General features: G+C 62.5%; 33 protein-coding genes. 22 read left to right on the top strand and 11 right to left on the bottom strand.

Translation table 11 applies throughout. The features are described from left to right. Position 1 precedes the first annotated feature (1 nt). Together ACYQ0G_RS06500 and ACYQ0G_RS06495 are read right to left on the bottom strand one after the other, a co-directional pair. Positions 2-1,348, bottom strand: coding sequence for an acyl-CoA dehydrogenase family protein (locus tag ACYQ0G_RS06500; RefSeq protein ID WP_460100874.1), 1,347 nt, complete (start codon positions 1,346-1,348; stop codon positions 2-4). Positions 1,349-1,423: 75 nt separating this feature from the next. Next, a complete protein-coding gene (locus ACYQ0G_RS06495) occupies positions 1,424-2,914 on the bottom strand; it encodes an MFS transporter (RefSeq protein WP_460100872.1) in 1,491 nt (496 codons plus the stop codon). A gap of 164 nt (positions 2,915-3,078) precedes the next feature. On the opposite strand from ACYQ0G_RS06495, the gene ACYQ0G_RS06490 reads away from it, so the two are divergent. From ACYQ0G_RS06490 to ACYQ0G_RS06475, 4 genes are all read left to right on the top strand, one after another. Next, complete coding sequence (locus tag ACYQ0G_RS06490; RefSeq protein WP_460100869.1) at positions 3,079-4,257, top strand: acyl-CoA dehydrogenase family protein; 1,179 nt, start codon at positions 3,079-3,081, stop codon at positions 4,255-4,257. A 3-nt stretch (positions 4,258-4,260) separates the two neighbouring features. Beyond that, positions 4,261-5,400 carry an acyl-CoA dehydrogenase family protein gene (locus ACYQ0G_RS06485; RefSeq protein ID WP_460100866.1) on the top strand — a complete coding sequence of 380 codons (1,140 nt, stop codon included), beginning with the start codon at positions 4,261-4,263 and terminating at the stop codon, positions 5,398-5,400. Between the two features lie 134 nt (positions 5,401-5,534). Then, positions 5,535-6,338, top strand: a complete 804-nt coding sequence (locus tag ACYQ0G_RS06480) for an SDR family NAD(P)-dependent oxidoreductase (RefSeq protein ID WP_460102786.1) — start codon at positions 5,535-5,537, stop codon at positions 6,336-6,338. 125 nt (positions 6,339-6,463) lie between these two features. Next, a complete protein-coding gene (locus ACYQ0G_RS06475; RefSeq protein WP_460100864.1) occupies positions 6,464-7,168 on the top strand; it encodes a class I SAM-dependent methyltransferase in 705 nt (234 codons plus the stop codon). 42 nt (positions 7,169-7,210) lie between these two features. On the opposite strand, the gene ACYQ0G_RS06470 is transcribed toward ACYQ0G_RS06475, so the two are convergent. Genes ACYQ0G_RS06470 through ACYQ0G_RS06455 form a run of 4 tightly spaced genes read right to left on the bottom strand, consistent with a single transcriptional unit; the run spans position 7,211 to position 9,695 of the window. Then, positions 7,211-8,011 carry a helix-turn-helix domain-containing protein gene (locus tag ACYQ0G_RS06470; RefSeq protein ID WP_460100862.1) on the bottom strand — a complete coding sequence of 267 codons (801 nt, stop codon included), beginning with the start codon at positions 8,009-8,011 and terminating at the stop codon, positions 7,211-7,213. Positions 8,012-8,013: 2 nt separating this feature from the next. Then, complete coding sequence (gene gmk, locus ACYQ0G_RS06465) at positions 8,014-8,664, bottom strand: guanylate kinase (protein WP_460100859.1); 651 nt, start codon at positions 8,662-8,664, stop codon at positions 8,014-8,016. A 52-nt stretch (positions 8,665-8,716) separates the two neighbouring features. After that, entirely contained in the window at positions 8,717-9,154 is a 438-nt protein-coding gene (locus tag ACYQ0G_RS06460) for a hypothetical protein (protein ID WP_460100857.1), read from the bottom strand. Between the two features lie 40 nt (positions 9,155-9,194). Beyond that, positions 9,195-9,695 carry an SspB family protein gene (locus tag ACYQ0G_RS06455; protein WP_460100855.1) on the bottom strand — a complete coding sequence of 167 codons (501 nt, stop codon included), beginning with the start codon at positions 9,693-9,695 and terminating at the stop codon, positions 9,195-9,197. Between the two features lie 114 nt (positions 9,696-9,809). Between ACYQ0G_RS06455 and hisB the strand changes: the two genes are divergently transcribed. From hisB to ACYQ0G_RS06380, 15 genes are all read left to right on the top strand, one after another. Beyond that, entirely contained in the window at positions 9,810-10,403 is a 594-nt protein-coding gene (gene hisB / locus ACYQ0G_RS06450) for an imidazoleglycerol-phosphate dehydratase HisB (protein ID WP_460100853.1), read from the top strand. A 6-nt stretch (positions 10,404-10,409) separates the two neighbouring features. After that, on the top strand, positions 10,410-10,697 hold the full coding sequence (locus ACYQ0G_RS06445; RefSeq protein WP_460100850.1) for a YciI family protein: 288 nt from the start codon (positions 10,410-10,412) through the stop codon (positions 10,695-10,697). Beyond that, entirely contained in the window at positions 10,697-11,323 is a 627-nt protein-coding gene (gene hisH, locus ACYQ0G_RS06440; protein WP_460100847.1) for an imidazole glycerol phosphate synthase subunit HisH, read from the top strand. The genes ACYQ0G_RS06445 and hisH overlap by 1 nt, the downstream gene beginning before the upstream one ends. 37 nt (positions 11,324-11,360) lie before the next feature. Next, the gene (gene hisA, locus ACYQ0G_RS06435; RefSeq protein WP_460100844.1) at positions 11,361-12,089 is read left to right on the top strand and encodes a 1-(5-phosphoribosyl)-5-[(5-phosphoribosylamino)methylideneamino]imidazole-4-carboxamide isomerase; all 729 of its coding nucleotides are present in this window, start codon (positions 11,361-11,363) and stop codon (positions 12,087-12,089) included. Between the two features lie 109 nt (positions 12,090-12,198). Continuing rightward, on the top strand, positions 12,199-12,972 hold the full coding sequence (hisF, locus tag ACYQ0G_RS06430) for an imidazole glycerol phosphate synthase subunit HisF (RefSeq protein ID WP_460100842.1): 774 nt from the start codon (positions 12,199-12,201) through the stop codon (positions 12,970-12,972). A 19-nt stretch (positions 12,973-12,991) separates the two neighbouring features. Next, a complete protein-coding gene (locus ACYQ0G_RS06425; RefSeq protein ID WP_460100840.1) occupies positions 12,992-13,306 on the top strand; it encodes a phosphoribosyl-ATP diphosphatase in 315 nt (104 codons plus the stop codon). Then, complete coding sequence (locus tag ACYQ0G_RS06420; RefSeq protein WP_460100839.1) at positions 13,306-13,686, top strand: histidine triad nucleotide-binding protein; 381 nt, start codon at positions 13,306-13,308, stop codon at positions 13,684-13,686. The genes ACYQ0G_RS06425 and ACYQ0G_RS06420 overlap by 1 nt, the downstream gene beginning before the upstream one ends. Positions 13,687-13,756: 70 nt before the next feature. Continuing rightward, positions 13,757-14,212, top strand: a complete 456-nt coding sequence (locus tag ACYQ0G_RS06415) for a YbgC/FadM family acyl-CoA thioesterase (protein WP_460100836.1) — start codon at positions 13,757-13,759, stop codon at positions 14,210-14,212. Next, entirely contained in the window at positions 14,212-14,910 is a 699-nt protein-coding gene (gene tolQ / locus ACYQ0G_RS06410; protein ID WP_460100834.1) for a protein TolQ, read from the top strand. The genes ACYQ0G_RS06415 and tolQ overlap by 1 nt, the downstream gene beginning before the upstream one ends. A 1-nt stretch (position 14,911) precedes the next feature. Further along, positions 14,912-15,391: an ExbD/TolR family protein gene (locus tag ACYQ0G_RS06405; RefSeq protein ID WP_460100831.1), complete on the top strand. Its 480-nt coding sequence runs from the start codon at positions 14,912-14,914 to the stop codon at positions 15,389-15,391. 9 nt (positions 15,392-15,400) lie between these two features. Beyond that, a complete protein-coding gene (locus ACYQ0G_RS06400) occupies positions 15,401-16,207 on the top strand; it encodes an energy transducer TonB (RefSeq protein ID WP_460100829.1) in 807 nt (268 codons plus the stop codon). A 2-nt stretch (positions 16,208-16,209) separates the two neighbouring features. Beyond that, a complete protein-coding gene (gene tolB, locus ACYQ0G_RS06395; protein ID WP_460100826.1) occupies positions 16,210-17,598 on the top strand; it encodes a Tol-Pal system beta propeller repeat protein TolB in 1,389 nt (462 codons plus the stop codon). Between the two features lie 79 nt (positions 17,599-17,677). Then, entirely contained in the window at positions 17,678-18,190 is a 513-nt protein-coding gene (gene pal, locus ACYQ0G_RS06390; RefSeq protein WP_460100824.1) for a peptidoglycan-associated lipoprotein Pal, read from the top strand. 195 nt (positions 18,191-18,385) lie between these two features. Next, on the top strand, positions 18,386-18,919 hold the full coding sequence (locus ACYQ0G_RS06385; RefSeq protein WP_460100821.1) for a J domain-containing protein: 534 nt from the start codon (positions 18,386-18,388) through the stop codon (positions 18,917-18,919). A gap of 89 nt (positions 18,920-19,008) precedes the next feature. After that, the gene (locus ACYQ0G_RS06380) at positions 19,009-19,284 is read left to right on the top strand and encodes a PilZ domain-containing protein (protein WP_460100818.1); all 276 of its coding nucleotides are present in this window, start codon (positions 19,009-19,011) and stop codon (positions 19,282-19,284) included. Between the two features lie 19 nt (positions 19,285-19,303). On the opposite strand, the gene ACYQ0G_RS06375 is transcribed toward ACYQ0G_RS06380, so the two are convergent. The 5 genes from ACYQ0G_RS06375 to pdeM form a co-directional block, all read right to left on the bottom strand. After that, positions 19,304-20,188 (bottom strand): ATP-grasp domain-containing protein, encoded by an 885-nt coding sequence (locus tag ACYQ0G_RS06375; RefSeq protein WP_488199687.1) that lies wholly within the window; start codon positions 20,186-20,188, stop codon positions 19,304-19,306. A gap of 5 nt (positions 20,189-20,193) precedes the next feature. Next, positions 20,194-21,501, bottom strand: a complete 1,308-nt coding sequence (locus tag ACYQ0G_RS06370; RefSeq protein ID WP_460100813.1) for a cystathionine gamma-synthase family protein — start codon at positions 21,499-21,501, stop codon at positions 20,194-20,196. Positions 21,502-21,676: 175 nt separating this feature from the next. Further along, positions 21,677-22,279 (bottom strand): hypothetical protein, encoded by a 603-nt coding sequence (locus ACYQ0G_RS06365; RefSeq protein ID WP_460100810.1) that lies wholly within the window; start codon positions 22,277-22,279, stop codon positions 21,677-21,679. A gap of 71 nt (positions 22,280-22,350) precedes the next feature. Then, entirely contained in the window at positions 22,351-22,869 is a 519-nt protein-coding gene (gene infC, locus ACYQ0G_RS06360; protein WP_460100808.1) for a translation initiation factor IF-3, read from the bottom strand. Positions 22,870-23,008: 139 nt separating this feature from the next. Beyond that, positions 23,009-23,713, bottom strand: coding sequence for a ligase-associated DNA damage response endonuclease PdeM (gene pdeM, locus ACYQ0G_RS06355; RefSeq protein ID WP_460100806.1), 705 nt, complete (start codon positions 23,711-23,713; stop codon positions 23,009-23,011). A 45-nt stretch (positions 23,714-23,758) separates the two neighbouring features. Here pdeM and hemF point away from each other — a divergent pair, with 45 nt between their 5' ends. Genes hemF through ACYQ0G_RS06340 form a run of 3 tightly spaced genes read left to right on the top strand, consistent with a single transcriptional unit; the run spans position 23,759 to position 26,668 of the window. After that, complete coding sequence (gene hemF / locus ACYQ0G_RS06350) at positions 23,759-24,616, top strand: oxygen-dependent coproporphyrinogen oxidase (RefSeq protein WP_460100803.1); 858 nt, start codon at positions 23,759-23,761, stop codon at positions 24,614-24,616. Positions 24,617-24,657: 41 nt separating this feature from the next. After that, positions 24,658-25,986 (top strand): TrkH family potassium uptake protein, encoded by a 1,329-nt coding sequence (locus ACYQ0G_RS06345; RefSeq protein WP_460100801.1) that lies wholly within the window; start codon positions 24,658-24,660, stop codon positions 25,984-25,986. Then, a complete protein-coding gene (locus ACYQ0G_RS06340) occupies positions 25,976-26,668 on the top strand; it encodes a potassium channel family protein (protein WP_460100798.1) in 693 nt (230 codons plus the stop codon). Before ACYQ0G_RS06345 ends, ACYQ0G_RS06340 begins: the two co-directional genes overlap by 11 nt. The last annotated feature ends 7 nt before the right edge of the window (positions 26,669-26,675 follow it).

Genomic DNA, 26,675 nt, shown 5'->3' with positions numbered 1-26,675 from the left:
CTTACCGCGTAGCGCCCACGTCGCCGCTGCTCATGCCGGCCGATGCGCTGCCCGCGCTGGCCGAATGGGCATTGCCGCCGCGCAGGGCATTGGCCGTCTGGCTTTCCTGCGGGGTGTGCTTGGCGAATTCCATGCGCGCGATGGACCGGGCGTGGACTTCGTCCGGACCGTCGGCCAGCCGCAGCGTGCGCTGGTGGGCGTAGGCATTGGCAAGACCGTAATCGTCGGACACGCCGCCGCCGCCATGCGCCTGGATCGCATCGTCGATGATCTTCAACGCCATGTTGGGCGCCTGCACCTTGATCATGGCGATTTCCTGCTTCGCGCTCTTGTTGCCGACCTTGTCCATCATGTCGGCCGCTTTCAGGCAGAGCAGGCGGGTCATGTCGATGTCGATACGGGCGCGGGCCACGCGTTCTTCCCAGACCGAATGCTTGTAGATCGGCTTGCCGAAGGCTTCGCGTTCCTGCAGGCGGCGGCACATCTTGGCCAGCGCTTCTTCCGCCACGCCGATGGTGCGCATGCAGTGGTGGATACGGCCCGGGCCGAGGCGCCCCTGCGCGATCTCGAAGCCGCGGCCTTCGCCCAGCAGCATGTTGGTGACCGGCACGCGGACGTCCTTCAGTTCCACTTCCATGTGGCCGTGGGGCGCATCGTCATAACCGAACACCGGCAGGTGGCGCAGGATGGTGACGCCCGGCGCATCCATCGGCATCAGGATCATCGATTGCTGCGCGTGGCGCTGCGCTTCGAAATCGGTCTTGCCCATCACGATGGCGACCTTGCAGCGCGGATCGCCCACGCCCGAAGACCACCATTTGCGGCCGTTGATCACATATTCATCGCCATCGCGTTCGATGCGGGTTTCGATATTGGTCGCATCCGAACTGGCGGTGAAGGGTTCGGTCATCAGGAAGGCCGACCGGACCTTGCCGTTCATCAGCGGTTCGAGCCATTCGTCCTTCTGTTCGCGCGTGCCATAGCGATGGAAGACTTCCATATTGCCCGTGTCGGGCGCGGAACAGTTGAAGACTTCGGATGCAAAACCGATGCGGCCCATTTCCTCGGCGCATAGCGCATATTCGAGATTGGTGAGGCCCGGGCCTTCGAATTCGAAGGTCTCGTCGACATGGTGATGGCTGTCGTTGCGCGGCGGCATGAACAGGTTCCAGATGCCCTGATCCTTGGCCTTGGCCTTCAGATCCTCGACCACCTGGATCACCTTCCAACGCTCGCCCTCCGCATCCTGTTCACGGTAGGTGGGGACCGCCGGGCGGACGTGATCCTCGATGAAGTTCCTGACCCGGTCGCGCCAGTAGGTTTGCCGTTCGGTCGGTTCGAAATCCATCGTGGTAATCCTCTCTCTTTTGTCCGTTTGGCCGGGAAACTGGCATAGGAAACGACCCTGCGCCAAGCGCTTTCTTCAAGGAACAAGCGTGCCGGCGTCGACATCCCCCCGTGCCGCAGCGTCAAGTGCATCGCGGCGGCGTTTCTCCAGTGTCACCAGCCGCGCCTCATGCTCTTCGCGGCTGATCGGAAAGCGCCCGAGCCAGTATGCCGCGACCATTGCGAGCATCACGGTGGCGACTCCGTAATAGACGATCATGTCGGCCAGAATTGCGGGGTCGACATCGGCCGCGCGGGCACCGCCGGGCAGCTGCGAAATCGCCACGATCTGACCGGTCAGGAAGATGCCCACGCCGGTGGCGCATTTCTGGATCAGCCAATTGCCCGAATAGAAGGCGGCTTCCGCCCGGCGATTGGCGCGTTCCTCGAACGCCTCCACGATTTCCGCGATCATCGATGTGGCCGAGATCATCATCACCACGCCGAACATATTGGCGAACAGCAGCATGGCGAGGAAGGTCAGCGTGGATGCCGTAGTGCCCGCTTCGGGCCAGATCCCGGCCAGGAACAGCGCATAGGGCGCAAGGCCCAGGGTCACGCTGCCAAAGGCCCCAATGACCGCGCTTTTCGCCTTGCCGAAGGCACGGTGCATATGGCCAACGATCAGGAACATCAGCACGACCGACAGGAACAGGCTGGCGGCATAGCCGAGCAGGCCGGTGAACCAGTCGGGCGCGCCTGCGAACAGCGGCCGGTCCAGCTGCCACACGAAGACGTTGAGGTAATTGGCGATCGAAAAGGTCATGCCCTGATTGACATATGCCGCCAGCGCGCCTGCGCCGAAGATCAGGAAGCTCTTTTCCGAGAAGGCATCGAAGATTTCGTCGAAGGTAGTCCGCACGGAGAAAGGCGGCGGGCGCCGGTCGGGCCAGCGCGCAACCAGCCGGTGCTGGCCCAGCGCCGATCCCGCGACCGACAGCATCATCAGCACCGCGCCGAATATGCCGAAGCCGAAATAGCCGTCGCGCGTCAGCAGCCCTTCGGGGCCGGACATGAATACCGTATAGGCCAGCACCATCATCACGATGCCGCCGACCCAGCCGAACAGGAAGCGATAGCGGAACAGCGTGGTACGCTCGTCATAGTCCTGCGTGATTTCGGGCACGAGGCTGATCGATGGCACCTCGCAGGCGGACAGCAGCACGCGCACCCCGATGGCGATCGCCACCAGTCCGGCAAAGCTCGGCGCTTCTCCGCCGGGCGGGTGCCACAGCAGGGCCCACAGCAGCGCCAGCGGCACCGGCGCGATGTAGAGCCAGGGTAGGCGCCGGCCCCATTTGGTATAGGTGCGGTCCGACAGGTTGCCGATGATCGGATCGATCAGCGCGTCGACGAACAGCGCGATCAGCAGGGCAAAGCTGACCAGCCGCGCATCCATGCCCAGCACCTGGTTGTAGAAGATCAGCAGGAAGAAGCTGAAGCCCAGGTCTTTGACACCGAAGGCCACCGCGCCGAAGCCGTGGATGATCTTCAGCCGCTGGGGAAGAGGCCCTTGAACGAACGCCATGGCTTGCGGCCTTGGCCCCGATTTGCCGCCGCATCAAGCGCAACCTCTCCGCGGCTTCGGACTGACGCTACGGCATGGCGCTTCGCCGTCATAGCCCTTGCGGATGCCTTGCGAATCACCCTAACGTAAACGTCAAGTGAGAATAATGGAGAGAGGAGTCGGTCATGTCCGATCTGGAAAGCTTCCGCGCTGAAACGCGCGAATGGCTCGAAGCGAATTGCCCCCCTGAAATGCGCAAACCCGTCCGCGACGAAGGCGATGTATATTGGGGCGGCCGCAATGCCAGCTTCAAGAACGATGCGCAGAAGGCGTGGTTCGAAGCCTGCCGCGAGAAGGGCTATACCGTGCCCGAATGGCCCAAGGAATATGGCGGCGGCGGCCTCAGCCCGGCGGAAGGCAAGATCCTGCGCCAGGAAATGGCCCGTATCAATGCGCGCCCGCCGCTTTCCAGCTTCGGTATCTGGATGCTCGGCCCGGCGCTGCTGCACTTCGGCACCGAAGGCCAGAAGAAGCGCTTCCTCAATGAAATCGCCGACGGCAAGATCCGCTGGTGCCAGGGCTATTCCGAACCGGGTTCGGGATCGGACCTCGTGTCGATGCAGACCTATGGCGAAGACAAGGGCGATCACTGGATCGTCAATGGCCAGAAGATCTGGACCTCCTATGCCGATGAAGCCGACTGGATATTCTGCCTCGTCCGCACGGACAAGGAGAACAAGTACCAGGGCATCACTTTCATGCTGTTCGACATGGCGGGCGATGGCGTTTCGACCAAGCCGATCAAGCTGATTTCCGGCAACAGCCCGTTCTGCGAAACCTTCATGGACGATGTGAAGGTGCCCAAATCCTATGGCGAAGACATTCCCGCCTATGTCGGCGAGATCAATCGCGGCTGGGACGTGGCGAAATATCTGCTGGGCCATGAGCGCGAGATGATTTCGGGCACCGGCGGCGGCGACCGGGCGTCCTCGCTCGGCGCGGTAACCGCGCGTCAGGGCACGCTCGACCCCGTGCTGCGCGCGGAAATGGCGATGTTCGATGTCGATGCGCTGTCCTTCACCGCCATGAGCGAGAAGTTCATGGACGAGCTGAAGGCGAAGAAGGGCCATCCCGCCCAGCCCAATATGCTGAAATATGCCGGGACCGAGCTAAACAAGCGCCGCCACGAACTGCTGATGGCGGCAGGCGGCACGATGGCGCTGGAATGGGAAAGCGAGGAAAGCAACGGCGGCAAGACTGCCCGCAGCTGGCTGCGCACCAAGGCCAATTCGATCGAGGGCGGCACGAGCGAAGTCATGCTCAACGTCATCTCGAAACGTATCCTCGACCTTCCGGGAGCCTGATCGATGCCCCTTTATTACGACGACGACCAGACGATGCTGGCCGAAACCGCACAGCAGTTCATGGCCGAAGAAGGCGCGATTGCGAAACAGCTGCGCCACTGGCGCGACCGCAATTGCAAGGACGGCTTTGGCCACGGTCTGTGGAAGCAGTTCGCCGAAATGGGCTTCACCGGCATGCTGGTGGATGAAGACGACGGTGGGCTTGGCATGGGCCATGTCGAAGCAGGCATCGTGCTCGAGAATATCGGCCGCAACCTGACGCCTTCGCCCTTCCTGTCCTCCTCCGTACTTGCCGCCACGGCGCTGAAGCATGGCAGCGATGACACGCGCGGCCGCTGGCTGCCGGGCCTGATCGAAGGCGAGAAGGTCTATGCCGTCGCAATCGATGAAGGGCCCAAGCATCGCCCCGAAACGATTGCCTGCAAGGCGGAAAGATCGGGCAATGGCTTCAAGCTGTCGGGCAAGAAGGATTTCGTGGTCTATGGCGCATCGTCAGAGATGATCGTCGTCGCCGCGCGCACTTCGGGCAGCGACAGTGACGAAGACGGCATCACCCTGTTCGCCGTGCCGCAGGACGCCAACGGCATGAGCCATGACAGCGTGCGGCTGGTCGACAGTTCGATGGCCAGCCACATCACCTTCGACGGTGTGGAGCTCGATGGCGATGCCGTGATCGGCGAAGTCGACGGTGGCCGCGAAGTGCTGAACGCCATGCTGAAGGCTGGCCGCGTCGGTGCGGCAGCCGAAGGCGTGGGCGTGGCGCAGGGCGCGATGGACATGACCGTCGATTACCTCAAGCAGCGCAAGCAGTTCGGCAAGCTGATCGGCGAATTCCAGGCGCTGCAGCACCGTGCCGCGCATCTCTATTCCGAAGTCGAGATTGCTCGCGCTGTCACCATCAAGGCGGCGCAGCTGCTCGATGGCGGCAGCGACAAGGCCGATCTGATGGTCTCGGTTGCCAAGGCCAAGGTGGCCAAGGCGGCTGGCCTTGCGGTGAAGGAAGGCGTGCAGATGCATGGCGGCATCGGCATGACCGACGAATACGACATCGGCCTCTATATGAAACGCGACCGGGCGCTGCAGGAATTCCTCGGCGACCAGTATTACCACGCGGGCCGGGTGGCCGACCTCAGCGGCTATTGATTGAAGCATCTCGTCATTGCGAGCGTAGCGAAGCAATCCATCGGCGGGGTTCGCGGTAATCTCGACCGCCGAAGGTGGATTGACGCATTGCCTGCGGCTCCTCGCAATGACGACATGAAGGAAGCAGAGAAATGATGAATCTCAAGGACCTCTTCGGCCTCGAAGGCCGCGTCGCGCTGGTCACGGGTGGCAGCCGCGGGATCGGGCGTATGATCGTGGAAGGCCTGCTCGCTGCAGGGGCCGAGCGCGTCTACATCGTCGCCCGCAAGCAGGAACAGGTGGATGAAACCGCCAGTGAACTGGGCGATAAGGTCGTCGGCCTGGTCGGCGATCTCAGCCAGATGGACGGCATCCAGCAGCTGGCGGATGAAATCGCCAAGCGCGAGGACAAGCTCGACATCCTCGTGAACAATGCCGGGGCCGCTTGGGGCGAACCGTTCGAGGAATTCAGCGAGGCGGGCTGGCACCGCACGATGGACCTCAATGTGAAGACGCCGTTCTTCCTGACGCAGAAGCTGTTCCCGCTGCTGAAGAAGGCCGGCACCAAGGACCGCCCCGCCAAGGTGCTGATGATAGCCAGCATCGACGGGATGAAGACCAACCCCTGGCCGACCTATCCCTATCAGGCGTCGAAGGCCGGGCTAATCCATTTGACGCGCCGCATGGCGGCCGAACTGATCCGCGACAATATCGTGGTCAACGGCATCGGCCCGGGGGCTTTCCCCAGCGCCATGAACCGCGCCGCGCGCGATCACGAGGAAGCCGTGAAGAAGGGCATCCCCAGCCAGCGCGTGGGCGATACCGAGGATATGGCCGGCGGCGCGATCTATCTGCTCAGCCGCGCAGGCGATTATGTCGTGGGCACGACGCTGGCGATCGACGGCGGCGTGGTGAATGCCAATATGTCGACCAGCTTCGTCGATCCTTCGGGAGAGTGAGCGCGAGCCGGTCTGCGCGAAGCGACAGGTGAAAACAGGAAGGCTCCGCTGCAAGGCGGGGCCTTTTTTATGGCGCCAGACTATTGGTGGAAGACATATCCGGCTGGCGATGATACTTTGTATCAATGACAGAACAGGCTTCCACCAAGACCACGGATTTCTTCACGCGCGACATGGCGGAACGCTATGACAAGCGTAACAGCGGCCTCAGCGATATTTCGAACAACCTGCATTTCCTGATGCGGCTGACGATGAACGACCTTCCGGCTGACGCGCGCATCCTCTGCGTGGGCGTGGGGACCGGAGTCGATATCCTTGCGCTCGCCTCCCACTTTCCTGGCTGGACCTTTACCGGTGTCGATCCTTCGGGTGAAATGCTGGAAGTGGGCCGCCGGCGTATGGCGGAGGCTGGGCTGCTCGATCGGTGCACATTGGTCGAAGGCTATGTCGAAGATGTGGACGCTGGCGATTTCGATGCCGTGGTCAGCCTGCTGGTCGCCCATTTCGTGAGGCTGGAAGAGCGCGGCGCCTTCTACAGCGCGGTCCATGACCGATTGCGGGTGGGCGGCACATTCCTCAGCGCGGAGATCAGCGCTGATCTCGATGCGTCCCATTTTCCCGCGATGCTCGAAGACTGGAAGCAGGTTCATTCCCTGATGGGGGCAACCCCGGACGCGCTTGCCAATCTGCCCACGGTTCTGCGCGAGACGCTGTCCGTCGTATCGCCGCGAGAAACCGAGGGTTTGTGGGAGCAGGCGAGCTTCGCCAGCCCGGTACCGTTTTTCCAGTCCTTCATGATCCGCGGCTGGCACGCGAAAAAGGGCCGCTGACCTTATGCCAGCGGCCCCTGTGGTTCGGCCAGCTCAGGCTGGTCAGCGGATAAAATATCCGATGACGCCCCAGCGGCCCGCGTCTTTGCTCATCACGACAGTTTCGCTCGCTTGCCCGGCATCGGCATATTCGGTGGTGAAGACGATCATCCGGTAATCGCCTTCGGGCATTCCCGGCAGGGTGGTAGATGCCTGCATGGATGAAACGGTGCGGGTCAGCATCTTGCCCAGCGGCTTGCGCACGGGTTCGGCCTGCGCGGTCCACGCGTCGGGTGTAACGGCGGATTTGAACATCGGACCCGCTTCGGCCCAGCTCTCGGCATATTTGCCCGCATCGATCAGGCCTATCCAATCACGGGCGGCTTTCTCTGCCGCTGAATTCTCGCTTGCGATGCTTTCGACTTGGCGTTCTTCTGCCTGCGCCTGTCCGGCATCGGAACCTCCGGCACTGGAGAAAAGAAGGGCGGCGGCGATGGCTACGGTAAGCATGGCGATAACTCCTATGATCCAGGGGACATAATTTCGTCCCGCCGGGGTTGCTGATGGCATCGGAGTATCGGTGGCGGCGCGCGCTGCGCCCATCCCCATTTGCTGGGGTGCATGGTTTTGAGGGGGCGTTTGGAGGTGGGGTTGGGGGGCCTTCGCCTCCTGCTCCCCCAAGATTCTTGCGGCTTCGCGGCTGCTCGACACCCCGAGTTTCTTGCGGGCCTCGCGCAGATAGTCGTTGACGGTATGGACCGACAGATCGAGCTCGCTCGCGGCCGATTTGGCAGTATGTCCGGCAAGGAGAAGACGCAGCACCTCACGTTCGCGATCGGTCAGCTGATCCACCCCCTCGGTCACGATCAGCTCATCAATTCGCGGACGAAGGGGATGAGGCCGGTCTGCCGCTGGCGCTTCATCCTCTCGGCATCTAGGATTTCGCGCACCTTGGCGAAGCATTCGCCCGCATCTTCGTTGATCACCACGTAATCATAGGCGTCCCAGTGGCTGATCTCGCTTCGCGCGCGTTCCATGCGGGCCGCGATCACCTCGTCGGTATCGGTCCCCCGGCCGCGCAGGCGCTGTTCGAGTGCAGCGATGCTGGGCGGCAGGATGAACACGCGGACCACGTCCTGCTGGTCCTTCTGGTAAAGCTGCTGCGTGCCCTGCCAGTCGATGTCGAACAGGAAATCCTGTCCTTCTTTCAAGGCATTGCGGATGCGGCCCTTGGGTGTCCCATAGCGGTGGCCGAAGACCGGCGCCCATTCGTAGAAATCGTCTTCTTCCACCAGCCGGTCGAATTCGGCATCGCTGACGAAATAATAATGCACACCGTCCACTTCGCCCGGGCGTGGTGGGCGCGTGGTGACGCTGACCGACAGCTTGATATCCGGATCGGCATCCAGCAGCATGCGGCTGATGGTCGTCTTCCCTGCCCCGCTGGGCGAGGAGAGGATGAACATTACCCCGCGCCGTGCGAGCGCATTGTCGTGGATTTCTTCGGAATCGGCCATGCCCGCTAGTGGCGCATCGCCCTATGCGGAATCAACCCCGCATAATGCAGTTTCAGACTGCGGTTTCGCCCTTGGACTGCTTGCGCAGCGCCTTTTCACCGCTCCGGCGCGATTGCCTGCGCGACTGGCTGCGATCGAACAGGGTCTTGGCGAACAGGCCCGCACCGACAAGCAGGGCGCCCGGCACGGATTTCGTCGCGACCTTGGTCACGCCGTAAGCCGCAAGGGTCTGTACGAGCGAACGGTTCTCGACGACATCCTTGGCGAACTTGCTGCCGTACTGGCGGCCCAGCAGAGCCTTTTCGAGCGTCTGGCGCGTCAGGCGCCCCGCACTGCGCAGCAGAATGTCATGAATAATGACGTTGGTCGAAGGGTTCGGGCTGGGGCCGGGGATCGTGTTCTTGCCCGCCGCGTCGCTCTTCGCGCCGTCGATTGCGTCACTCACCCGGTCGGTCAGGTGGTTCGGTTTCTCTTTACTGGAAAATCCCATGGCTGCCCCTGTCTTTCGCACGGGGCCCAAGGCGCCGTGGCTAGTTCTTTCGGCCGAAGTCGACCGTGACGACATTCGAGCCGTCTTCCGCACCTTCAACGGGCGCGGCGTCGGACTGTTCCTCGTCATTGCCGGCTTCGTCGGTCGGGGCGGGGGCCATGTCGGCCACGGTTGCCTGGAACTGGAGGCCGAAATCGACCGCCGGATCGACGAACTGGGTGATCGCGGAATAGGGAATGTCGAGCGCAGCCGGGATCTGGTTGAAGGACAGGCCGACCGAAAAGCCGTCTTCCCGAACATTGAGGTCCCAGAATTTGTTCTGCAGGACGATCGTCATCTCGTCGGGAAAACGTTCGCGCAGCTGGGCCGGAATGGTCACGCCGGGGGCATGCGTCTTGAAGGTGATATAGAAGTGGTGCGCACCGGGCAGTTCGCTGCCGCCATCTTCGATCTCGCTCAGCACCCTGCCGACCACGGCACGCAGTGCCTCCTGGACGATGGAGTCGTAAGGGATCAGGCTATCGGGCGTTTCGTCGCTCATGTGCGCCTAGGTGGAGCGGGCAGGGGCGCGGGTCAAGCGGTTTAAGGCCACCTTTACCCTGTCGAAAGCCGCAATTCCTTGCGCCGGTCGCGCCCGCGCCTATAGGCAGGGCCTATGCGAACAGGCCGTATCGAACGAAACACCGCCGAAACGAAAATCCTGGTCGAGGTCAATCTCGACGGGACCGGCACTTATGACATCGCTACCGGGATCGGGTTTCTCGATCACATGGTCGAACAGGTGGCCAAGCATTCGCTGATCGACATCACGATGAAGGTCGATGGCGATCTGCATGTCGACCAGCATCACACCACCGAAGACAGCGCGCTGGCGCTGGGCCAGGCGCTGGCACAGGCGCTGGGCGACAAGGGCGGGATCGCCCGTTACGGCAGCGCCTATTCCCCGATGGACGAGACGCTGGCGCGCATTGCCCTGGATATTTCCGGACGCCCCTATTTCGTCTGGCGCGCCGGTTTCAGCCAGGAAAAGCTGGGTGAATGGGACACCGAGCTGATCGAACACTGGTTCCATTCGGTGGCACAGACCTGCGGGCTGACGCTGCATGTCGAATTGCTGTACGGCACCAACAACCACCACATTTGCGAAGCGGTCTACAAGGGCTTCGCCCGCGCCCTGCGCGCAGCGGTGGAAATCGATCCGCGCAAGGGTGGCGCGGTGCCCAGCACCAAGGGCCAGTTGGGAGGCTGATCGGCGATGTTCGTATTCTCCCTCAAATACACCGCGCCGCTGGACGAGGTGGATGCGCTGATGTCCGACCATGTCGCATGGCTGAAAGCCCAGCACGAGGCGGGCCATTTCGTCGCCTGGGGACGCAAGGTTCCGCGCGAAGGCGGGCTGATCATGGCGCATGCCCCCGACCCCGAGACGGCCGAAAAACTGGCCGCTGCCGATCCCTTCGTAAAGGGCGGCGTTGCGACCGTGGAGGTGATCGAATTCAGCCCGAGCTTTGTCGCGCCGGGCCTCGAAGGCTTGAAGGGCTGATGGCCGAGATCGTCGCACTCGTCGATTACGGAGCGGGCAATCTGCATTCGGTGGAAAACGCGCTGCGGCGTGTGGGCGCGGACGTAACCGTTACGGCAGACCCCGATGTGCTGCGCGCCGCCGATCGGATCGTCTTGCCGGGCGTGGGTAGCTTCAACGCCTGCGCCGCCGGATTGCGCGCGGAAGCGGGTGTGATCGAGGCCATGAGCGAGCGGGTGCTTGTTGGCGGTGCGCCGTTTCTCGGCATTTGCGTGGGCATGCAATTGCTTGCCACGCGCGGGCTGGAGCATGGGGTGACGCCGGGGCTCGACTGGATCGGGGGCGAGGTCCGGCTGATCGAACCGACCGACCCTTCGGTGAAGGTGCCGCATATGGGCTGGAACGACGTGGCGCTGACGCCGCATGCGAAAGACCATGAATTGCTGGAGGAAGGCGAGGCCTATTTCCTCCATTCCTATCATTTCCACGCCGATCAGCCGCGCGATGTGCTCGCGATGACGGACCATGGCGGCGGGCTGGTGGCCGCCGTGGGCCGCGACAACATGCTCGGCGTCCAGTTCCACCCGGAAAAGAGCCAGAGCTTCGGGCTGCAGCTGATGGAGAGGTTCCTCGAATGGCGCCCGTGAACATTACCCTTTCGACGAAAAACAGCGGACCGAAACGATGATCGTCTTTCCTGCCATCGACCTCAAGGGCGGCCAGGTCGTGCGCCTTGCCGAAGGCGATATGGACCGCGCCACCGTCTATGGTGACAACCCCGCCGCGCAGGCGACCCTGTTTGCCGATGCCGGTGCGGAGCATCTTCATGTCGTCGATCTGGATGGATCCTTCGCCGGGTCGGCGCAGAACCGCGAGGCGGTGGAAAGCATCGTCGCGGCCTTTCCGGGCCACATCCAGCTTGGCGGCGGCATTCGCAAGCGCGAGGACGTGGAAGGCTGGTTCGATGCCGGCGTTTCGCGCATCGTCATGGGCTCGGCGGCCTTAAAAGATCCCGAATTCGTCAAGGATATGGCGCGCGAATTCGAAGGCGGTATCGTGGTGGCGGTCGACGCCAAGGATGGCATGGTGGCGACCGAAGGCTGGGCGGAAGTGTCCGATGTGCCCGTGGTCGACCTCGCCCGCCGGTTCGAGGATGCAGGCGTTGCCGCGCTGCTCTTCACCGACATCGGGCGCGACGGATTGCTCAAGGGTGTGAACCTCGATGCGACGGTGGAACTTGCGCGGCAGGTGGATATTCCCGTGATCGCCAGCGGCGGGGTGAAGGGCCTGGACGACATTCATGTCCTCTCGCTGCATGCGAATGACGGCATCGAAGGTGTGATTACGGGCCGTGCGCTCTACGACGGGCGGCTGGATTTGGCCGCGGCGCTGGCGATGGCGGCGCGGGCGTGACCCACGATCACACCGTCATTGCGAGCCTGGCGAAGCAATCCAGAGCGGTGCGCCATGGATTGCCGCGTCGCCTGCCGCTTCTCGCAATGACTCGCGAAAGGATTGCACGATGACCGTCCGAATCCGTGTCATTCCCTGCCTCGATGTGCGTGACGGGCGCGTGGTGAAGGGGGTCAATTTCGTCGATCTTCAGGATGCAGGCGATCCGGTCGAACAGGCGCAGGCCTATGACCGCGCCGGGGCGGACGAGCTGTGCTTCCTCGACATTTCGGCCAGCCATGAAGGACGCGGGACGCTGCTCGACATGGTGCGGCGCACGGCGGCGGTGTGCTTCATGCCGCTGACTGTCGGCGGCGGGGTGCGCAGTGTCGAGGATGCACGTGCGCTCTTGCTCGCTGGCGCGGACAAGGTCGCGGTCAATTCCGCTGCCGTGTCGCGGCCCGAACTGGTTCGTGAAATCGCGGAGAAATTCGGCAGCCAGTGCGTAGTCGCCAGCGTTGATGCACGCGCCCGCACCGAGGGCGAGGGCTTTCGCGGGTGGGAAATCTATACCCATGGCGGCCGCAAGCCGACCGGGATCGATGCGGTCGAGCACGCGCAGAGGCTCGCCGACCTTGGTGCAGGCGAATTGCTCGTCACCTCGATGGATGGCGACGGGACCAAGCAGGGTTACGACCTCGAACTGACCCGCGCGATTGCCGACAGCGTTTCGGTCCCCGTCATCGCCAGCGGCGGGGTGGGCACGCTCGACCATCTGGTGGAGGGCGTGACACAGGGCCATGCCAGCGCCGTGCTCGCAGCCTCGATCTTCCATTTCGGCCAGCATTCCATCGGCGAAGCGCATCGCGCATTGCGCAACGCGGGCTTGCCTGCGCGCGGATGAAACGCATAGGACCAGGCACATGGACACACTGACCCGCCTCGAAGCAACGATCGCCCGGCGCCTTACTGCCTCGCCAGATGAAAGCTATGTCGCCAAGCTCAACAGCAAGGGGCTGGCGAAGATCGCCCAGAAAGTTGGCGAAGAAGCGGTGGAAACCGTAATCGCAGCCATGAGCGACGAGCGCGAGGAACTCGTCTCCGAAAGCGCCGATCTGCTGATGCACTTGCTGGTGCTGCTGCAGAAGAAAGGTGTGGCGCTGCAAGAGGTCATGGCCGAGTTAGATCGGCGTGAAGGCGTGTCCGGCCTGGACGAAAAAGCGAGCAGGAGTGCCTGATGCCGATCGACGCGACCCAGCCCTATGATGACGAGAACATCTTCGCCAAGATCCTGCGCGGCGAGATCCCTTCGACCAAGGTTTACGAGGACGAGTGGGCCTATGCCTTCGAGGATATCAATCCGCAGGCCGAGATTCACACGCTGGTAATCCCCAAGGGCCGCTATGTCAGCTGGGACGATTTCAGCGCCAAGGCCCCGGCAGAGGAAATCGCCGGTTTCGTGCGCGCAGTGGGCAAGGTGGCGCGGGACAAGGGGCTGGTCGAGCCGGGATACCGGATGATGGCCAATGTCGGCGCGCATGGCGGGCAGGAAGTCCCGCATCTGCATGTGCATCTGTTTGGCGGCGAACCGCTCGGCCCGATGATTGCGCGTCGTTAGTCGCTTCCAAGAGTCGCTTCGTCGTTTGCGATTGCACGGCGTTCGGGCGGTGCGCTAGATGCGGGCGCATATGGATGCGAGGCCCAATTCTCCCGACGGCGTGATCGATGGCGACCGGCATCTGTATGCCGTGCGCGCCTATTACGAGGACACCGATCTTTCCGGCATCGTCTATCACGCCAATTACCTGCGCTGGTTCGAACGAGCGCGGTCCGATCTGCTGCGGCGGCTTGAGATAGACCAGCGCGCGGCCATCGAGGATGGCGGCGGCGCCTATGCCGTTTCGGAGATTAACCTCAAATATTTGCGTCCTGCAAAGCTCGACGACGACATTATCATCGAGACCCGCTGCACCGAACTGAAGGCCGCATCCTGCCGGATGCACCAGACGGCGTCGCGCGGCGATGAACTCCTTGCCGAGGCACATTTGCGCGTCGGCTTCGTTTCACCGGGCGGGCGACCCATTCGCCAGCCTGCCCCATGGCGCGAGGCATTCGCGCGTTTTGTCGATACGACAGAGGACTGATGACCACACTATCCCTTCTCGCGATTGCCCCGCCGACCAGCCTCGATCCGGTCCAGCTTTTCCTTGATGCCGATATCGTCGTGCAGGCGGTGATGGCGGGCCTGCTGCTGGCCAGCATCTGGGTCTGGACGATCATCATTTCCTTCACGCTGCGGATGGGCCGCATGCGTTCGGCGCAGGCGCGCTATGAGAGTGAATTCTGGCAGGCCGACCAGTTCGACCGTTTCATGAGCGAACGCGGTAACAAGGACATTCCCTCTGCCCGCGTGGCGCAGGCGGGCGTTGCCGAATGGCGCCGTTCGACCAAGGGCGAGATCCGCGATCGCGAGGCGCTGCGGAACAGAATTGCTGCGGCGATGGACAGCCAGGTGGCGCAGGAAGCGGATGAAGTGGCCGAACGGCTCAACTTTCTGGCTACCGTGGGTTCGGTCGCGCCCTTCGTGGGCCTGTTCGGCACGGTCTGGGGCATCATGAACAGCTTCTTCCAGATCGGCGCGCAGGAAAGCTCATCGCTCGCAGTCGTCGCCCCCGGCATCTCCGAGGCGCTGTTCGCCACCGCCATCGGCCTGTTCGCCGCCATCCCGGCCGTGATCGCCTACAACCGCTTCAGCCATTCGGTCGAACGGTTCGAAACCCGCCTCACCCGCTTTGCCGACAAGCTGCACGCCAGCTTCAGCCGCCAGCTGGAGCAGCGCTGACATGGCGATGAGCCTCGCTTCGGGCAAAGGCACGCGTCGCCGGCGGGGGCGCGGCGGGCGGCGGCCCATGGCCGAAATCAACGTGACGCCTTTCGTCGACGTCATGCTGGTGCTGCTGATCATTTTCATGGTCACTGCGCCGCTACTGACGGCGGGCGTTCCCATCCAGCTGCCGGAAAGCCGCGCCGATGCCCTGCCGCAGGAGCAGCAGCAGGTCGCAATCAGTATCGACAGCGACGGCTATGTTTATATCGACGACAACCAGGTCCCGATCGGTGAATTGCCGCAGGCGCTGGAATCGATCCCGCAGACCGGTGAAGGGCCCGACGTAACGCTGCGCGCAGACCGCGCGCTCGATTACGGGCGGGTGATGGCCGTGATGGGCGAACTCAACCGCGCCGGGCTCAATCGCATTTCGCTGGTGACCAATGGCGGGCAAGAGCGCGCGCCGGTCAACAGCGGTTCAGGAATTGGGGAATAGCCCACCGCCATGGCAGCTAGCGGCATCAGGAGAGAAGAGCGGACGGGGCTGATCGCCGCCGTGGCCCTGCATCTGCTGGTGCTGGCCGGGCTGGTGTTCCAGGCGCTTCAGGAGCCGCCGCCCATCATCAAGCCCGAACGTATGGTGGTGAGCCTGGCTGAAGACGTGGGGCTGGAATCCACCGCGCCCGATCCAGTACCCGAAAGCGCGGCGGCGATTGCACCAACGCTTTCCGATGCCCCTGCGCCGACGCCCGAAATTCTCGAAGCGCCGAGCGAGCCGGTTGTCGAGCGGCCCACGCCCAAGGTGAACTCGCCCGTACCCGCGCCTGCGCCAAAGCCCCAGCCGCGCCGGGAAAAACCGCGCGAAACGGCCAAGCCGCAACCGAAGCCCAAAGCGACGGAAAAGGGCGGCGGCTCTGCGATCGGCAGTGATTTCCTCGCTGGAGCGGGTGACAGCACGACGACCAGTGAAACGCGCACGCCGGCTTCGCAGATCGGGGCTGACGCCACTGCCTCATTGCGGCAGGCGATTAATCGTCAGATAAAACCTCACTGGTCGGCTCCCAGCGGCGTGGACGCAGAAAAACTCATCTCGGTTGTGTCGTGGCGCCTCGATGAGGAGGGGCGGTTAAGCGGTAGCCCCACTTGCAAGACACTGCCTGAGAGCATTACCGAATCTAATCGTCCCCAGGCTTCACTTCATTGCGAGCGCGCCCTCCGCGCAGTTCGCCAAGCTGCCCCCTTCGATCTTCCAATCAAATATTATGAGGGTTGGAAGAGTATTAGGGCATGGACATTCGATAGAAGGCTTTGAACATGAAATTTCGACTTTTCTCGAGTGCAGTGCTATTTCTCGTAGCTAGTCCTGCAATTGCTCAGAACCAAGATCTTGGCGACCCACTCGGGGAGGGAGCTGAGGTCGAGACCACTTTTGAGGAAGGCGGTCTGACAGGGTCTACTACGGATGATAAAGAATGGCAGGATCTCGGCATTGCCATCCCCGCCTTCGCGACCGATCGCAATGCGCCCACTCCGGCCAATGCCAACGGCACCGAAGCGCTCGGCCTCGAGCTTGCCCGGGTGATCACATCCGACCTGCGCAATAACGGCCTCTTCAAGCCGACCGGTCCGGATTCGCTTCCCAAGCCGAGCTTTGCGAACATCACCTCGCCCGTATGGTCCACCTGGGGTGTGCGCGGTGCGGAAATGCTCGTTCATGGCTATGTCCGCGCGCGCAGCGACGACCGGCTGACGGTCGGCTGCTATCTTTACGACATGGCGCTGCAGCAGCGGCTCGTGGCGGAAGGCTGGGTGGTTGCGCCCGCCGACTGGCGCCGCGCCGCGCACAAATGCGCCGATCTCGTCTATTCGCGCCTGACCGGGGAAAGCCCGTTCTTCGACAGCCGTATCGCCTATATTGCCGAAACCGGCCCGAAGGATAACCGGACCAAGCGTCTTGCCATCATGGACAGCGACGGCGCCAACCACCGCTTTATCACCACCGGCCGCTCGACCGCGCTGACGCCGCGCTATTCGCCCGATTACAAGAAGCTGGTCTATCTCAGCTATGTCGATGGCAATCCGCGCATCTATGTCTATGACATCGGCACCGGCAAGCAGACGCTGGTCACCCAGAGCGAAAATCCGACTCTGGCCCCGCGCTGGAGCCCGGATGGCCGCTGGATCCTCTATTCGATGGCCGTTGCAGGTAATACCGATATCTACCGCGTGTCCGCACAAGGCGGCCGCAGCGAACGGCTGACCGATACGCCGGGCATCGACATCGGCGGATCCTATTCGCCCGACGGCAGAAGCATCGTATTCGAGAGCGACCGTTCGGGCGCTCAGCAATGCTATGTCATGAATGCCGACGGATCGAACCAGCGCCGGATCAGCTTTGGCGGCTCACGCTGTGCCACACCGGAATGGAGCCCCCGCGGCGACCAGATCGCGTTCACAAATTCGAGCAGCTTCAACATTTCGGTCATGACCCCGTCGGGGGGCAGCGTTCGTACGCTGACCCGGGGCTGGCAGGACGAAGCGCCGACCTGGGCGCCCAATGGCCGTATCATCCAGTTCTTCCGGACCGAGCGTAATACGGGCAAGACCTCGCTCTGGCAGGTCGACCTGACGGGCGAGAACGAACGCAGCCTGCCGACCCCGGTCGATGCCTCCGATCCGGCTTGGGGACCGATCCTGCCTTGAGATCATTGGTCTATTCATGGGGACGGTTAAGTCCGGGGCCTAAAAAGAGTTCCACCGCTGTTTAAAAGGGGACAGCATTATGAATACCCGTTTTGCAACTGCAATGATCATGACGTCGGCGCTTGCGCTGGCAGCTTGCCAAAAGAAAGCGCCGGAAGAAATTCCGCCGCCGCCGGTCGACACCACCGCGCCTACCCCGACCCCCACCACCACCGCACCCGGTGTCGGCAGCATGGAGCATTTCCTGCAGGCCGTCGGTCAGGCGAACTCGGTCGTTTATTTCGACACCGATCAGTACAACATCGATGCCGAAGACAGTGCCAAGCTTCAACGTCAGGCTCAGTACTTCAACCAGTATCCAAACGTGACCTTCACGATCGAAGGCCATGCCGACGAACGCGGCACGCGCGAATACAACCTCGCACTGGGCGAGCGCCGGGCCAATTCGGCGAAGAACTACCTCGTCTCGCTCGGCATTCCGGCCAGCCGTATCCGCACCATCAGCTATGGCAAGGAACGTCCGGTCGCATTGGGTTCGAACGAAGCTGCATGGGCGCAGAACCGCCGTGCAGCGACGGTCACGATGAACTGATCCGATCGCGTATCTAAACGGAAAGCCCCGGCCGAAACGCCGGGGCTTTTTGTTTCATGGTCATCTGATGGCCCGAAACGGCTGCGAGAACGCAAGCCTCCCCCGAAAGCGGCGGCGTTTCCTTGCCAATACCGTCAGCATCCCTAAATTGGACCCCATGCTCTTGCACCCAATGACAATCGTGCTGATCCGCTGATGGCGAAAGCTCGCCGTTCGAACGACTGGGGCTTTCCCCGCTGGCGCGGCTATGAGGAAAGCCGTGAGGCCGCGACCGTGCGGCTGTGCGATCGCTATGGCTGCGAGGAACGCGGCGATTGCCCGGCCCCGAAGTCCCCCAACAGCCCGGAGCGCTGGTATTTCTGTCAGAAGCATGCGGCGGAATACAATTCGAAGTGGGATTATTTCGAAGGGCTCGACAAGGCGGAAAAAGAAGCCCGCACCAAGACCGAGCAGGCCGAGAACGCCGGCTATGCCGAAGCGCAGCATTATGGCTGGGGCGGCGCGGGCGATGGCAGCCGATCTGCCGACGAGATGCGCGCGCTGGAAGTGCTGGAGCTGGAATCCGATGCGGATTTCGCCGCCGTGAAAAAGGCCTGGCGGGTCAAGGCAAAGGCCGTCCACCCCGATGTGAAGCCCGGCGACAAGGAAGCCGCCGAGGCGTTCCAGAAATACCAGCTGGCGTACGAGATCCTCAAATCGGCAGAAGAACGGCGCGAGTGGAAGGGCTGAGGGCCAGCAGACTGCCAAGCCTATAATGGCGCATTAACTCTTCTTTTCCGGATACTACGCTAAGCTCCGCCGAGGTCGGGAGGGGGCTGATGAAGACACGCACGAATGTTCGCCGGGGCACGAATATCGTCCTCGATTGCCGTATTCCCGTGGAGCGGGCGCAGGCTATCCTGTCCGACATTTCGGACACCGGTTGCCGCATCGAACTCTTCGATGGCTATGTGCACGAAGGCACCACCATCTTCTTCGAACTCGACGACCGAACCGATCTTGCCGGCCAGATTGTCTGGGTGAGCGGCGGCGAGGCCGGGGTCCGTTTCATGCACAAGCTCACCTCCCATGCGCGGCAGGTGCTGGAGATCTAACAGTTGGCGTTGAACCAGCTCAGCTCTCTTCGAGGCGACGGATGATTGCCTTGGCTACACGCGGCCCGAGATCGGCGCCCTGTTCGGGATAGAGATAGGGTTCGATCGCTTCCGCTTCCATCACCGCCAGTTCGCCCGAAGGCAGCCGCGCCATGTCGATGCGGCAATAGAGCAGGTCGTCGAAGGGAAGGGCGCCCAGAACGGCCTTGGCCTGGCCGAGATCCGAAGCCTTAGGTTCGAAGGGCAGTTCGGTGCCGCCATAGAGCGACTGGATCCGATATTCTCCGGCAGCTGCGCGTTTGAGCACGCCGTGGCTGAAGGCGCCGTCGATAAAGACGAAGGTGTATTCGCCCTCCTCCACCACGCTGGGCAGGAAGGGTTGGATCATTGCGGGGTGCCCCATCCGCCATCCGGGCTGTGGCAGGGCATCATGCGCGAAGCTGTGCTGGCCCAAGGCCCCAGCACCGATCTGGCGTTTTATCACCACGCGTGTCGCCTCGAACGCATCAAGCGCGATGGCGACATCGCCGCTCTTCACATCGTCGAACCATAATGTCGGGATGGTGTGCACGCCGGTATCGGCGAGGCTTTTGAGATAGCGCTTGTCGCCATTCCAGCGGACGACGTCGGAGGGGTTGCAGACCTTGATGCCGCTCCGTTCCAGTTCCTCCAGCTTGGCAAGAAACTCATGGAAATGGTCCTGATAATCCCACGCTGTGCCCAGCATGACCAGCTCAATGCCGTCGAACCGGTCCAGCGGTGCGCGCCAGTCGATCTCGACCAGTTGCAAACCCATGGCCCCGAAGGCCGGACGCAGCGCGCCAGTCTCCAGGTCATGCTCGAAGGCATCGCCCCTGCGCGGACCGCTGCCGGGCAGCGTATCCGCGCAGGCGAGAAAACCGATCTTGGTCAGACTGCCTCCAGCGCCTGCTCGAAGTCGGCGATGAGGTCGTCGGCGTCTTCGATGCCGATGGAGATCCGCACGAGATTATCGGTAATACCCAGTTCCGCGCGCCGCCCTTCGGCGACCGAAAGGTGAGTCATCGATGCTGGATGGCTGGCCAGCGTCTCGGTCCCGCCGAGACTGACTGCCAGCTTGGCAATCTTAAGCGTGTCCAGGAAGCGGAAGCATTCCGCCTCCCCGCCCTTGAGCAGCAGCGAGAAGGTCGAGCCTGCGCCGAGGCAGTGACGATCATAGATGTCCTGCTGGCGCTCGTCCTTGATCATGCCGAGATAGCCGAGGCCTTCGACCTTGGGGTGCTTCGACAGGAAATCGCAAACCTTGGCAGCGTTCTCACCCGCGCGGCTCATGCGCAGTTCGACGGTTTCGAGACTGCGGCAGAGCATCCAGGCAGTGTTCGGATCGCAGATACCGCCCATGGTGTTACGCAGCATGCGGACCGGGTCCATCCACTTCTTGGCCCCGGCAATCGAGCCTGCGACGAGGTCCGAATGGCCACCGACATATTTGGTCAGCGAATAGCAGACGATGTCCGCGCCGTGTTCCAGCGGGCGCTGCCAGAGCGGGCCGAGGAAGGTGTTGTCGATAGAGATCGGGCATTCGAGGCCCGCCGCATCGACCGAAGCACGTACGGCTTCGATGTCGACCAAGGCATTCGTCGGGTTACCCGGGCTTTCGAGATAGACCATCGCGACCTTGCCGCCGTTGGTGTTGGCCATGTCCTTGGCCTTCGACAGCACGGCATCGATTTGCTCACGCGTGGCACCGGCGGGGAAGTCGACATAGTCGATGCCCCAGCGCGACATCCACTTGGCCACGAAGCCTTCGGTCGCGGCATAAAGCGGTCCCGAATGGACGATCACGTCGCCCTTGGAAGCATAGGCGAGCATGAGGACGCAAATTGCGGTCATGCCGCTGGAGAAGGAAAGCGCGTCCTCCGCGCCGTCCCATACCGAGAGACGATCCTCGAGGATTTCCTGGTTGGGTGCGTTGAAGCGCGAATAGACCAGACCGTCCGCGCCGCCGGGCCGCTTGCCGGTGATGCCTTCAAAATGGCGCTTGCCGTCGGCCGCGCTCGGAAAGGCGAAGGTGGAGGTAAGAAAGATCGGTGCCTTCAGAGAACCTTCCGACAGAGTCGGGTCGAAGCCGTGGCCCATCATCAGGGTGCTGGGCTTGAGTTCGCGGCCGGCGATCTTGGTAACTTCGGGCTTGGGCGCCATGCGGGGGCTGGTGGGATCGATTTCGTGATCGCTCATGATGTCAGAGCATCCTTCCTAACGTGCCGCTCCCAGGAAGGCGGGAGCAGATGGACTATGCGGGGCACCCGTTCCTAACCTCCGCAGGAACGCCTCTCCGCCACACAGCCGATATGCGCCAGCCTCTATGTCGGTTCCTGATTGGTTTCAACTGAGACGAGAGGCGAGCGAGGGCTCAGTGAGTCCAGTCGAGCGCCAGGTTGTTCATGTGCCAGCGCAGTTGCTCGGCGGTGGCACCGGGCACATCATTGACCCGCTTCAGTATCATCTCGCCATCATAGCGGACCGGGCGCCCCGATGTGTCCGTGGCCGTGATGTCCAGTGGCGCTGTGTAATAGCTCGATCCGGCGGCACCTTCCATCCGGCCGGAACCGACGGCAACGGAAATGTCTGTCAGGTCGGAAAAGTGACCGGCCCATTGGGTCTTGGACCACTTCCGCTTGCTGGCATGGTCCAGCAGCGCCCAGGCCTGATCGAATTCCTTCAGTTCGATCGCGCGGGCAAAGGAAGTGGCGATATTGCGTGCGCCCTTTTCGGTCTTTTCGGCTTCGGGCGAAAGGCTGGGCGGAGTAAGATCGGGCGACCCGTCGTTCACGCCATTATCCGCCAGCTCTGCCGCGGCTGGCGGGGGCGGCGGTGGTGGCGGAGCAGGCATTTCACCTGCACCGGCCTCCTGGTTAGCTTCGGACGGAGGCTGCTGCGCATCGCTGCTGCCCGAATTGCAGGCGGCAAGAGCAAAAGAGCCAAGAACGATAAGTGTGGGTGCTATTGCTTTCATACAAAGAAAATCGGGAAACGATATCAATCGTTCCCCGACCACTATTCTTTGCGATGAAAGGCTCTGATTGCCTACTTCGGCGCGAGGACCATTACCATCTGGCGGCCTTCGAGACGCGGGAAGCTTTCGACCTTGGCGAGTTCTTCCATATCGTCACGCACGCGGTTCAGCAGGTCCATGCCCAACTGCTGGTGCGCCATTTCGCGGCCCCGGAAGCGCAGGGTGCATTTCACCTTGTCGCCGTTCTCGATGAACTTGTTCACATTACGCATTTTCACGTCGTAATCGTGGTCATCGATGTTCGGGCGCATCTTGATTTCTTTGATTTCCTGCGTCTTTTGCGTCTTGCGCTGCAGGTTGGCCTTTTTCTGAGCCTCAAAGCGATATTTACCGACGTCGAGGAACTTGCACACCGGCGGGTCCGCATTGGGGGACACTTCGACGAGGTTAAGGCCCAGTTCGTTGGCCTGCTCGGTCGCTTCGCGGGTGTACATCACCCCCAGGTTTTCGCCTTCGTGATCGATCACGCGGACCTTGGGGACATTGATCATGTTATCGTAGCGCGGGCCGCTTTTCACGGGCATTTGCATGCTGCGCCGGGGTGGACGGGCTATGGGGTATTCTCCTTGGTAACTTCTAGGGTTCTGAATGCGCCAATGTAGGCACTGTTCCGCAGATTCGCAAAGGGGTTCGGACAGTCTTGCGCCGTTTTAGCAGCCGGCGTGGCTATCAGGCAGCTTTCGACCACAAATTGAACCGCGCGAGCTTGCCCTTTGCAGGCACGACGGCGTCGATCGTGTCGGCAGGCTGCAGCGCCTTGAGGATCGTCGGGTCGGCCGCATTCATGCCGCCGGTATAGGCGCCGAAGGCAGGCAGGATGATCCGGCCGGACGGTTTCCCGTCGGCGCCTTCGTTCGCGCTCACCACCGCACAGGGACGGCGGATATGGCGGCGGTGGACGGTGAGTTGCAGGCGCGGATGGTAATGGCCTGAGAGCTCGGGCCGGGTTTCCCCTTTTTGGGCACGGTGGCGCAGGATCGTGCCGCCGATCTCCAGTTCTTCGACCGGAGTGCCGCCGCAGCGCGCTTCCATGTCGGGATCGTGATTGCCGGTAATCCAGACCCAGTCGACTGCCTTGGTCAGCGCTTCCAGCATGCCGCAGGCGTGGGGTTCGAGCCGGGTCGAGCCTTCGGAATCGTGGAAATTGTCGCCCAGCGTGATTACCCGGCGTGCGCCCGTTTCGCGAATGGCGAGTGCCACCCGCTCCAGCGTTTCGCGGCTGTCATAGGGCGGAATCATCTGTCCGTGGCCGGCGAAGAAGCTGCCTTTCTCCAAATGCAGGTCGGCCACCAGCAACGCGCGCTCGCGCGGCCAGTACAGCGCGCGGCCTTCTGTCAGGAGCCATTCCTGGCCTGCGAACGAAAGGGGAACCATGCCCCGCTATTGCCGCGTGGCGGCAGCGATGGCAAGGGCTTCTTCATGACCGACTGGACCGAGCAAACCCAAACCGCCCGCACCTGGTTCGAAGCCTTGCGCGACCGTATCTGCGCCGAGTTCGAAGCGATTGAGCGTGAGGCGGGCAGTGCCGCTGAATTTCAGTACGACAGCTGGAACCGTGTGGAGGAGGGAAATGAAGACCCCGGTGGCGGCACGCGCGGGCTGATGAAGGGCAAGGTCTTCGAGAAGGTCGGCGTCAACGTATCCACCGTGCGCGGCAATTTCGCGCCAGAATTTGCCGCCTCCATAAATGGGGCGAGTGCGGAGAACCCCGGTTTCACCGCGACCGGCATCAGCCTGGTGGCCCACATGGCGAACCCGCATGTGCCCGCAGTTCATATGAACACGCGTTTCCTCACCACGCAGGCGGCCTGGTTCGGCGGCGGAGCGGATCTCAATCCGCCGCTACCTTACGAAGAAGATACGGAAGAATTCCACGCCCGCTTTCGCGCAGCCTGCGCGGCCCATAACCCGACCTATTACGACCGGTTCAAGAAATGGGCGGACGACTATTTCTACATCCCCCATCGCGGTGTGCATCGCGGGGTCGGCGGGATTTTCTACGATCATCTCGAGTGCGAGGATGAGACCGGCTTCGACCGCAATCTCGCCTTCACGCGGGATGTCGGCGAGGCGTTTCTCGACATTTATCCCAAGCTGGTCCGCCGCCGGATGGAGCAGGAATTCACGCCCGCCGACAAAGCGCAGCAGCTCGAATGGCGCGGGCGCTATGCCGAGTTCAATCTGGTCTACGACCGAGGTACGCTGTTCGGACTCAAGACTGGCGGCAATATCGACGCCATCCTGATGAGCCTGCCGCCCGAGGCGACCTGGAGCTGATTGCGCTTTTCCGCGCCGCAACATGGGCGTAGGAGCCCCCGATGCGCGCGTTTAGCGATCCGGTTCGCCTGATTCCTCTTCTCTTCGCTGCGGCGATACTCGCGGGAGCGGGGCTGCTCATGCTGCCTGTCGCCACGGTCGACGGGCGGGGCGCTTCGGGCGTCACGGCCTTCTTTACTTCGACCTCGGCCGTTTCCGTTACCGGACTGATCGTGGTCGATACGGCGACCTATTGGAGCGCATTCGGCAAGGGTGTGATCCTGCTGCTATTCCAGATCGGCGGCTTCGGCATCATGACGGCAGCCACGCTGTTCGGCCTCATGGCAGGACGCGGCTTCGGTCTGCGCGAAAGGATCGCCACCAGTGTCGAACGCAGCAGGCTGGAAGTGGGCGACGCGCGCTCCGTGCTGGCACTGGTGTTCAAGGTCACGTTGACGGTGGAAGGGGTGGTTGCGATCATCCTGACGCTGCGTTTTATGTTGGCCTATGATTTTCCCTTCGAACAGGCGCTGTGGCACGGCGTGTTCCATTCGGTCAGCGCGTTCAACAACGCCGGTTTCTCCAGCTTCACCGACAGCGTGATGAGCTACCAGGAAGACAGCGTGATCCTGGTGCCGATCATGCTTTCGGTCATCATCACCGCGCTCGGCTTCCCGGTCATGCAGGACGTGCGCCACCACGGCCTTTCCTGGCGTGCATGGACGCTGCATTCCAAGATTACGCTATCGGCGACCATTGCCCTGCTGCTGGTCGGTTTCGTTGCGATTGCGGCGAAGGAATGGACCAATCCTGCCACGCTTGGCCCGATGCATGTCGGCACGAAGCTTCTCAATGCGGCCTTCCATTCGGTGATGCCGCGTACCGCCGGGTTCAACAGCCTCGATGTCGGCGCCTTCCGGGGCGAGACGCTGCTGATGAACTATGTCCTTATGTTCATCGGCGGGGGCAGTGCCGGTACGGCGGGCGGGATCAAGATCACCACCTTCGTCGTGCTGCTGGCGGTCGTCGCATCCGAAGTGGGCGGACGGCGCGATGCGGAGATTTTCGGGCGGCGGCTTGGCTATGGTGTGGAACGTCAGGCGCTGACCGTGACCGTGGCCGCATCGGTGCTGATCATGCTCGCCTCGATGTACATCCTCGCGATCACCTCGCTGCCGATGGAAGACGTCCTTTTCGAGACGATTTCCGCATTTTCCACCGTAGGCCTGTCCACCGGCATCACGGCCCAGCTGCCGCCGAGTGCGCTGGGCGTGCTGGCCTTCCTGATGTTCGTGGGCCGTGTGGGAACCATTACCGTGGCGACGGCCTTGGCCTTAGGCGGCGAACCTCGCCCGTTCCGTTATCCCGAGGAGGATCCCATTGTCGGCTAAAAAGCGTAATCCCGTACTGGTCATCGGCCTCGGCCGTTTCGGGGGCTCGGTCGCCCGCACGCTGGAGCGGATGGGCCACGAGGTGCTGGGCGTCGATCACAAAGGTTCGCGAGTGCAGGAATATGCCTCGCATCTTACGCAGGTGGTCGAGGCGGACTGCACCGACACGCGCTGTCTCGACAAGCTGGGTGCCAGCAGCTTCGAATCCGTGGTGGTCGGCATCGGCAGTGATATCGAGGCGAGCGTGCTGACGGTGCTGGCGCTGTCCGATCTCGGCGTGGCCAATATCTGGGCGAAGGCTACCAATGAAAACCATGGCCGCATCCTGGAGCGCACCGGCGCACATCACGTCGTTTTCCCCGAACAGCGGATGGGCGAACGCGTCGCCCGCCTGCTGAACGAGCGGCTGCTCGATTTCATCAGCTTCGGTGACGATTTCGCGATCGCCCGCGTGGCCGCGCCTGAAACCATCGTCGGCCTGCCACTGGTGACCAGCGAATGCCGCAAGAAATTCAACGTGACGGTAATCGGCGTGAAGCGCCGGGGCGAGGATTTCATCCACGCCGTGCCCGACACGCTGATCATGCCCGGAGACCTGCTGGTGGTGTCCGGCAAGGTGGAAAATCTCGAAGCCTTCGCCGCGCTCCAGCCTTCAACGCCGGAGCCCCAGACCCAGGCCTAGCCTAGCC

The sequence above is a fragment of the Qipengyuania triglochinis genome, assembly GCF_054655615.1.
The sequence above is the reverse complement of the archived record's forward strand: the minus strand, read 5'-3'. Positions and strand labels throughout refer to the sequence as shown.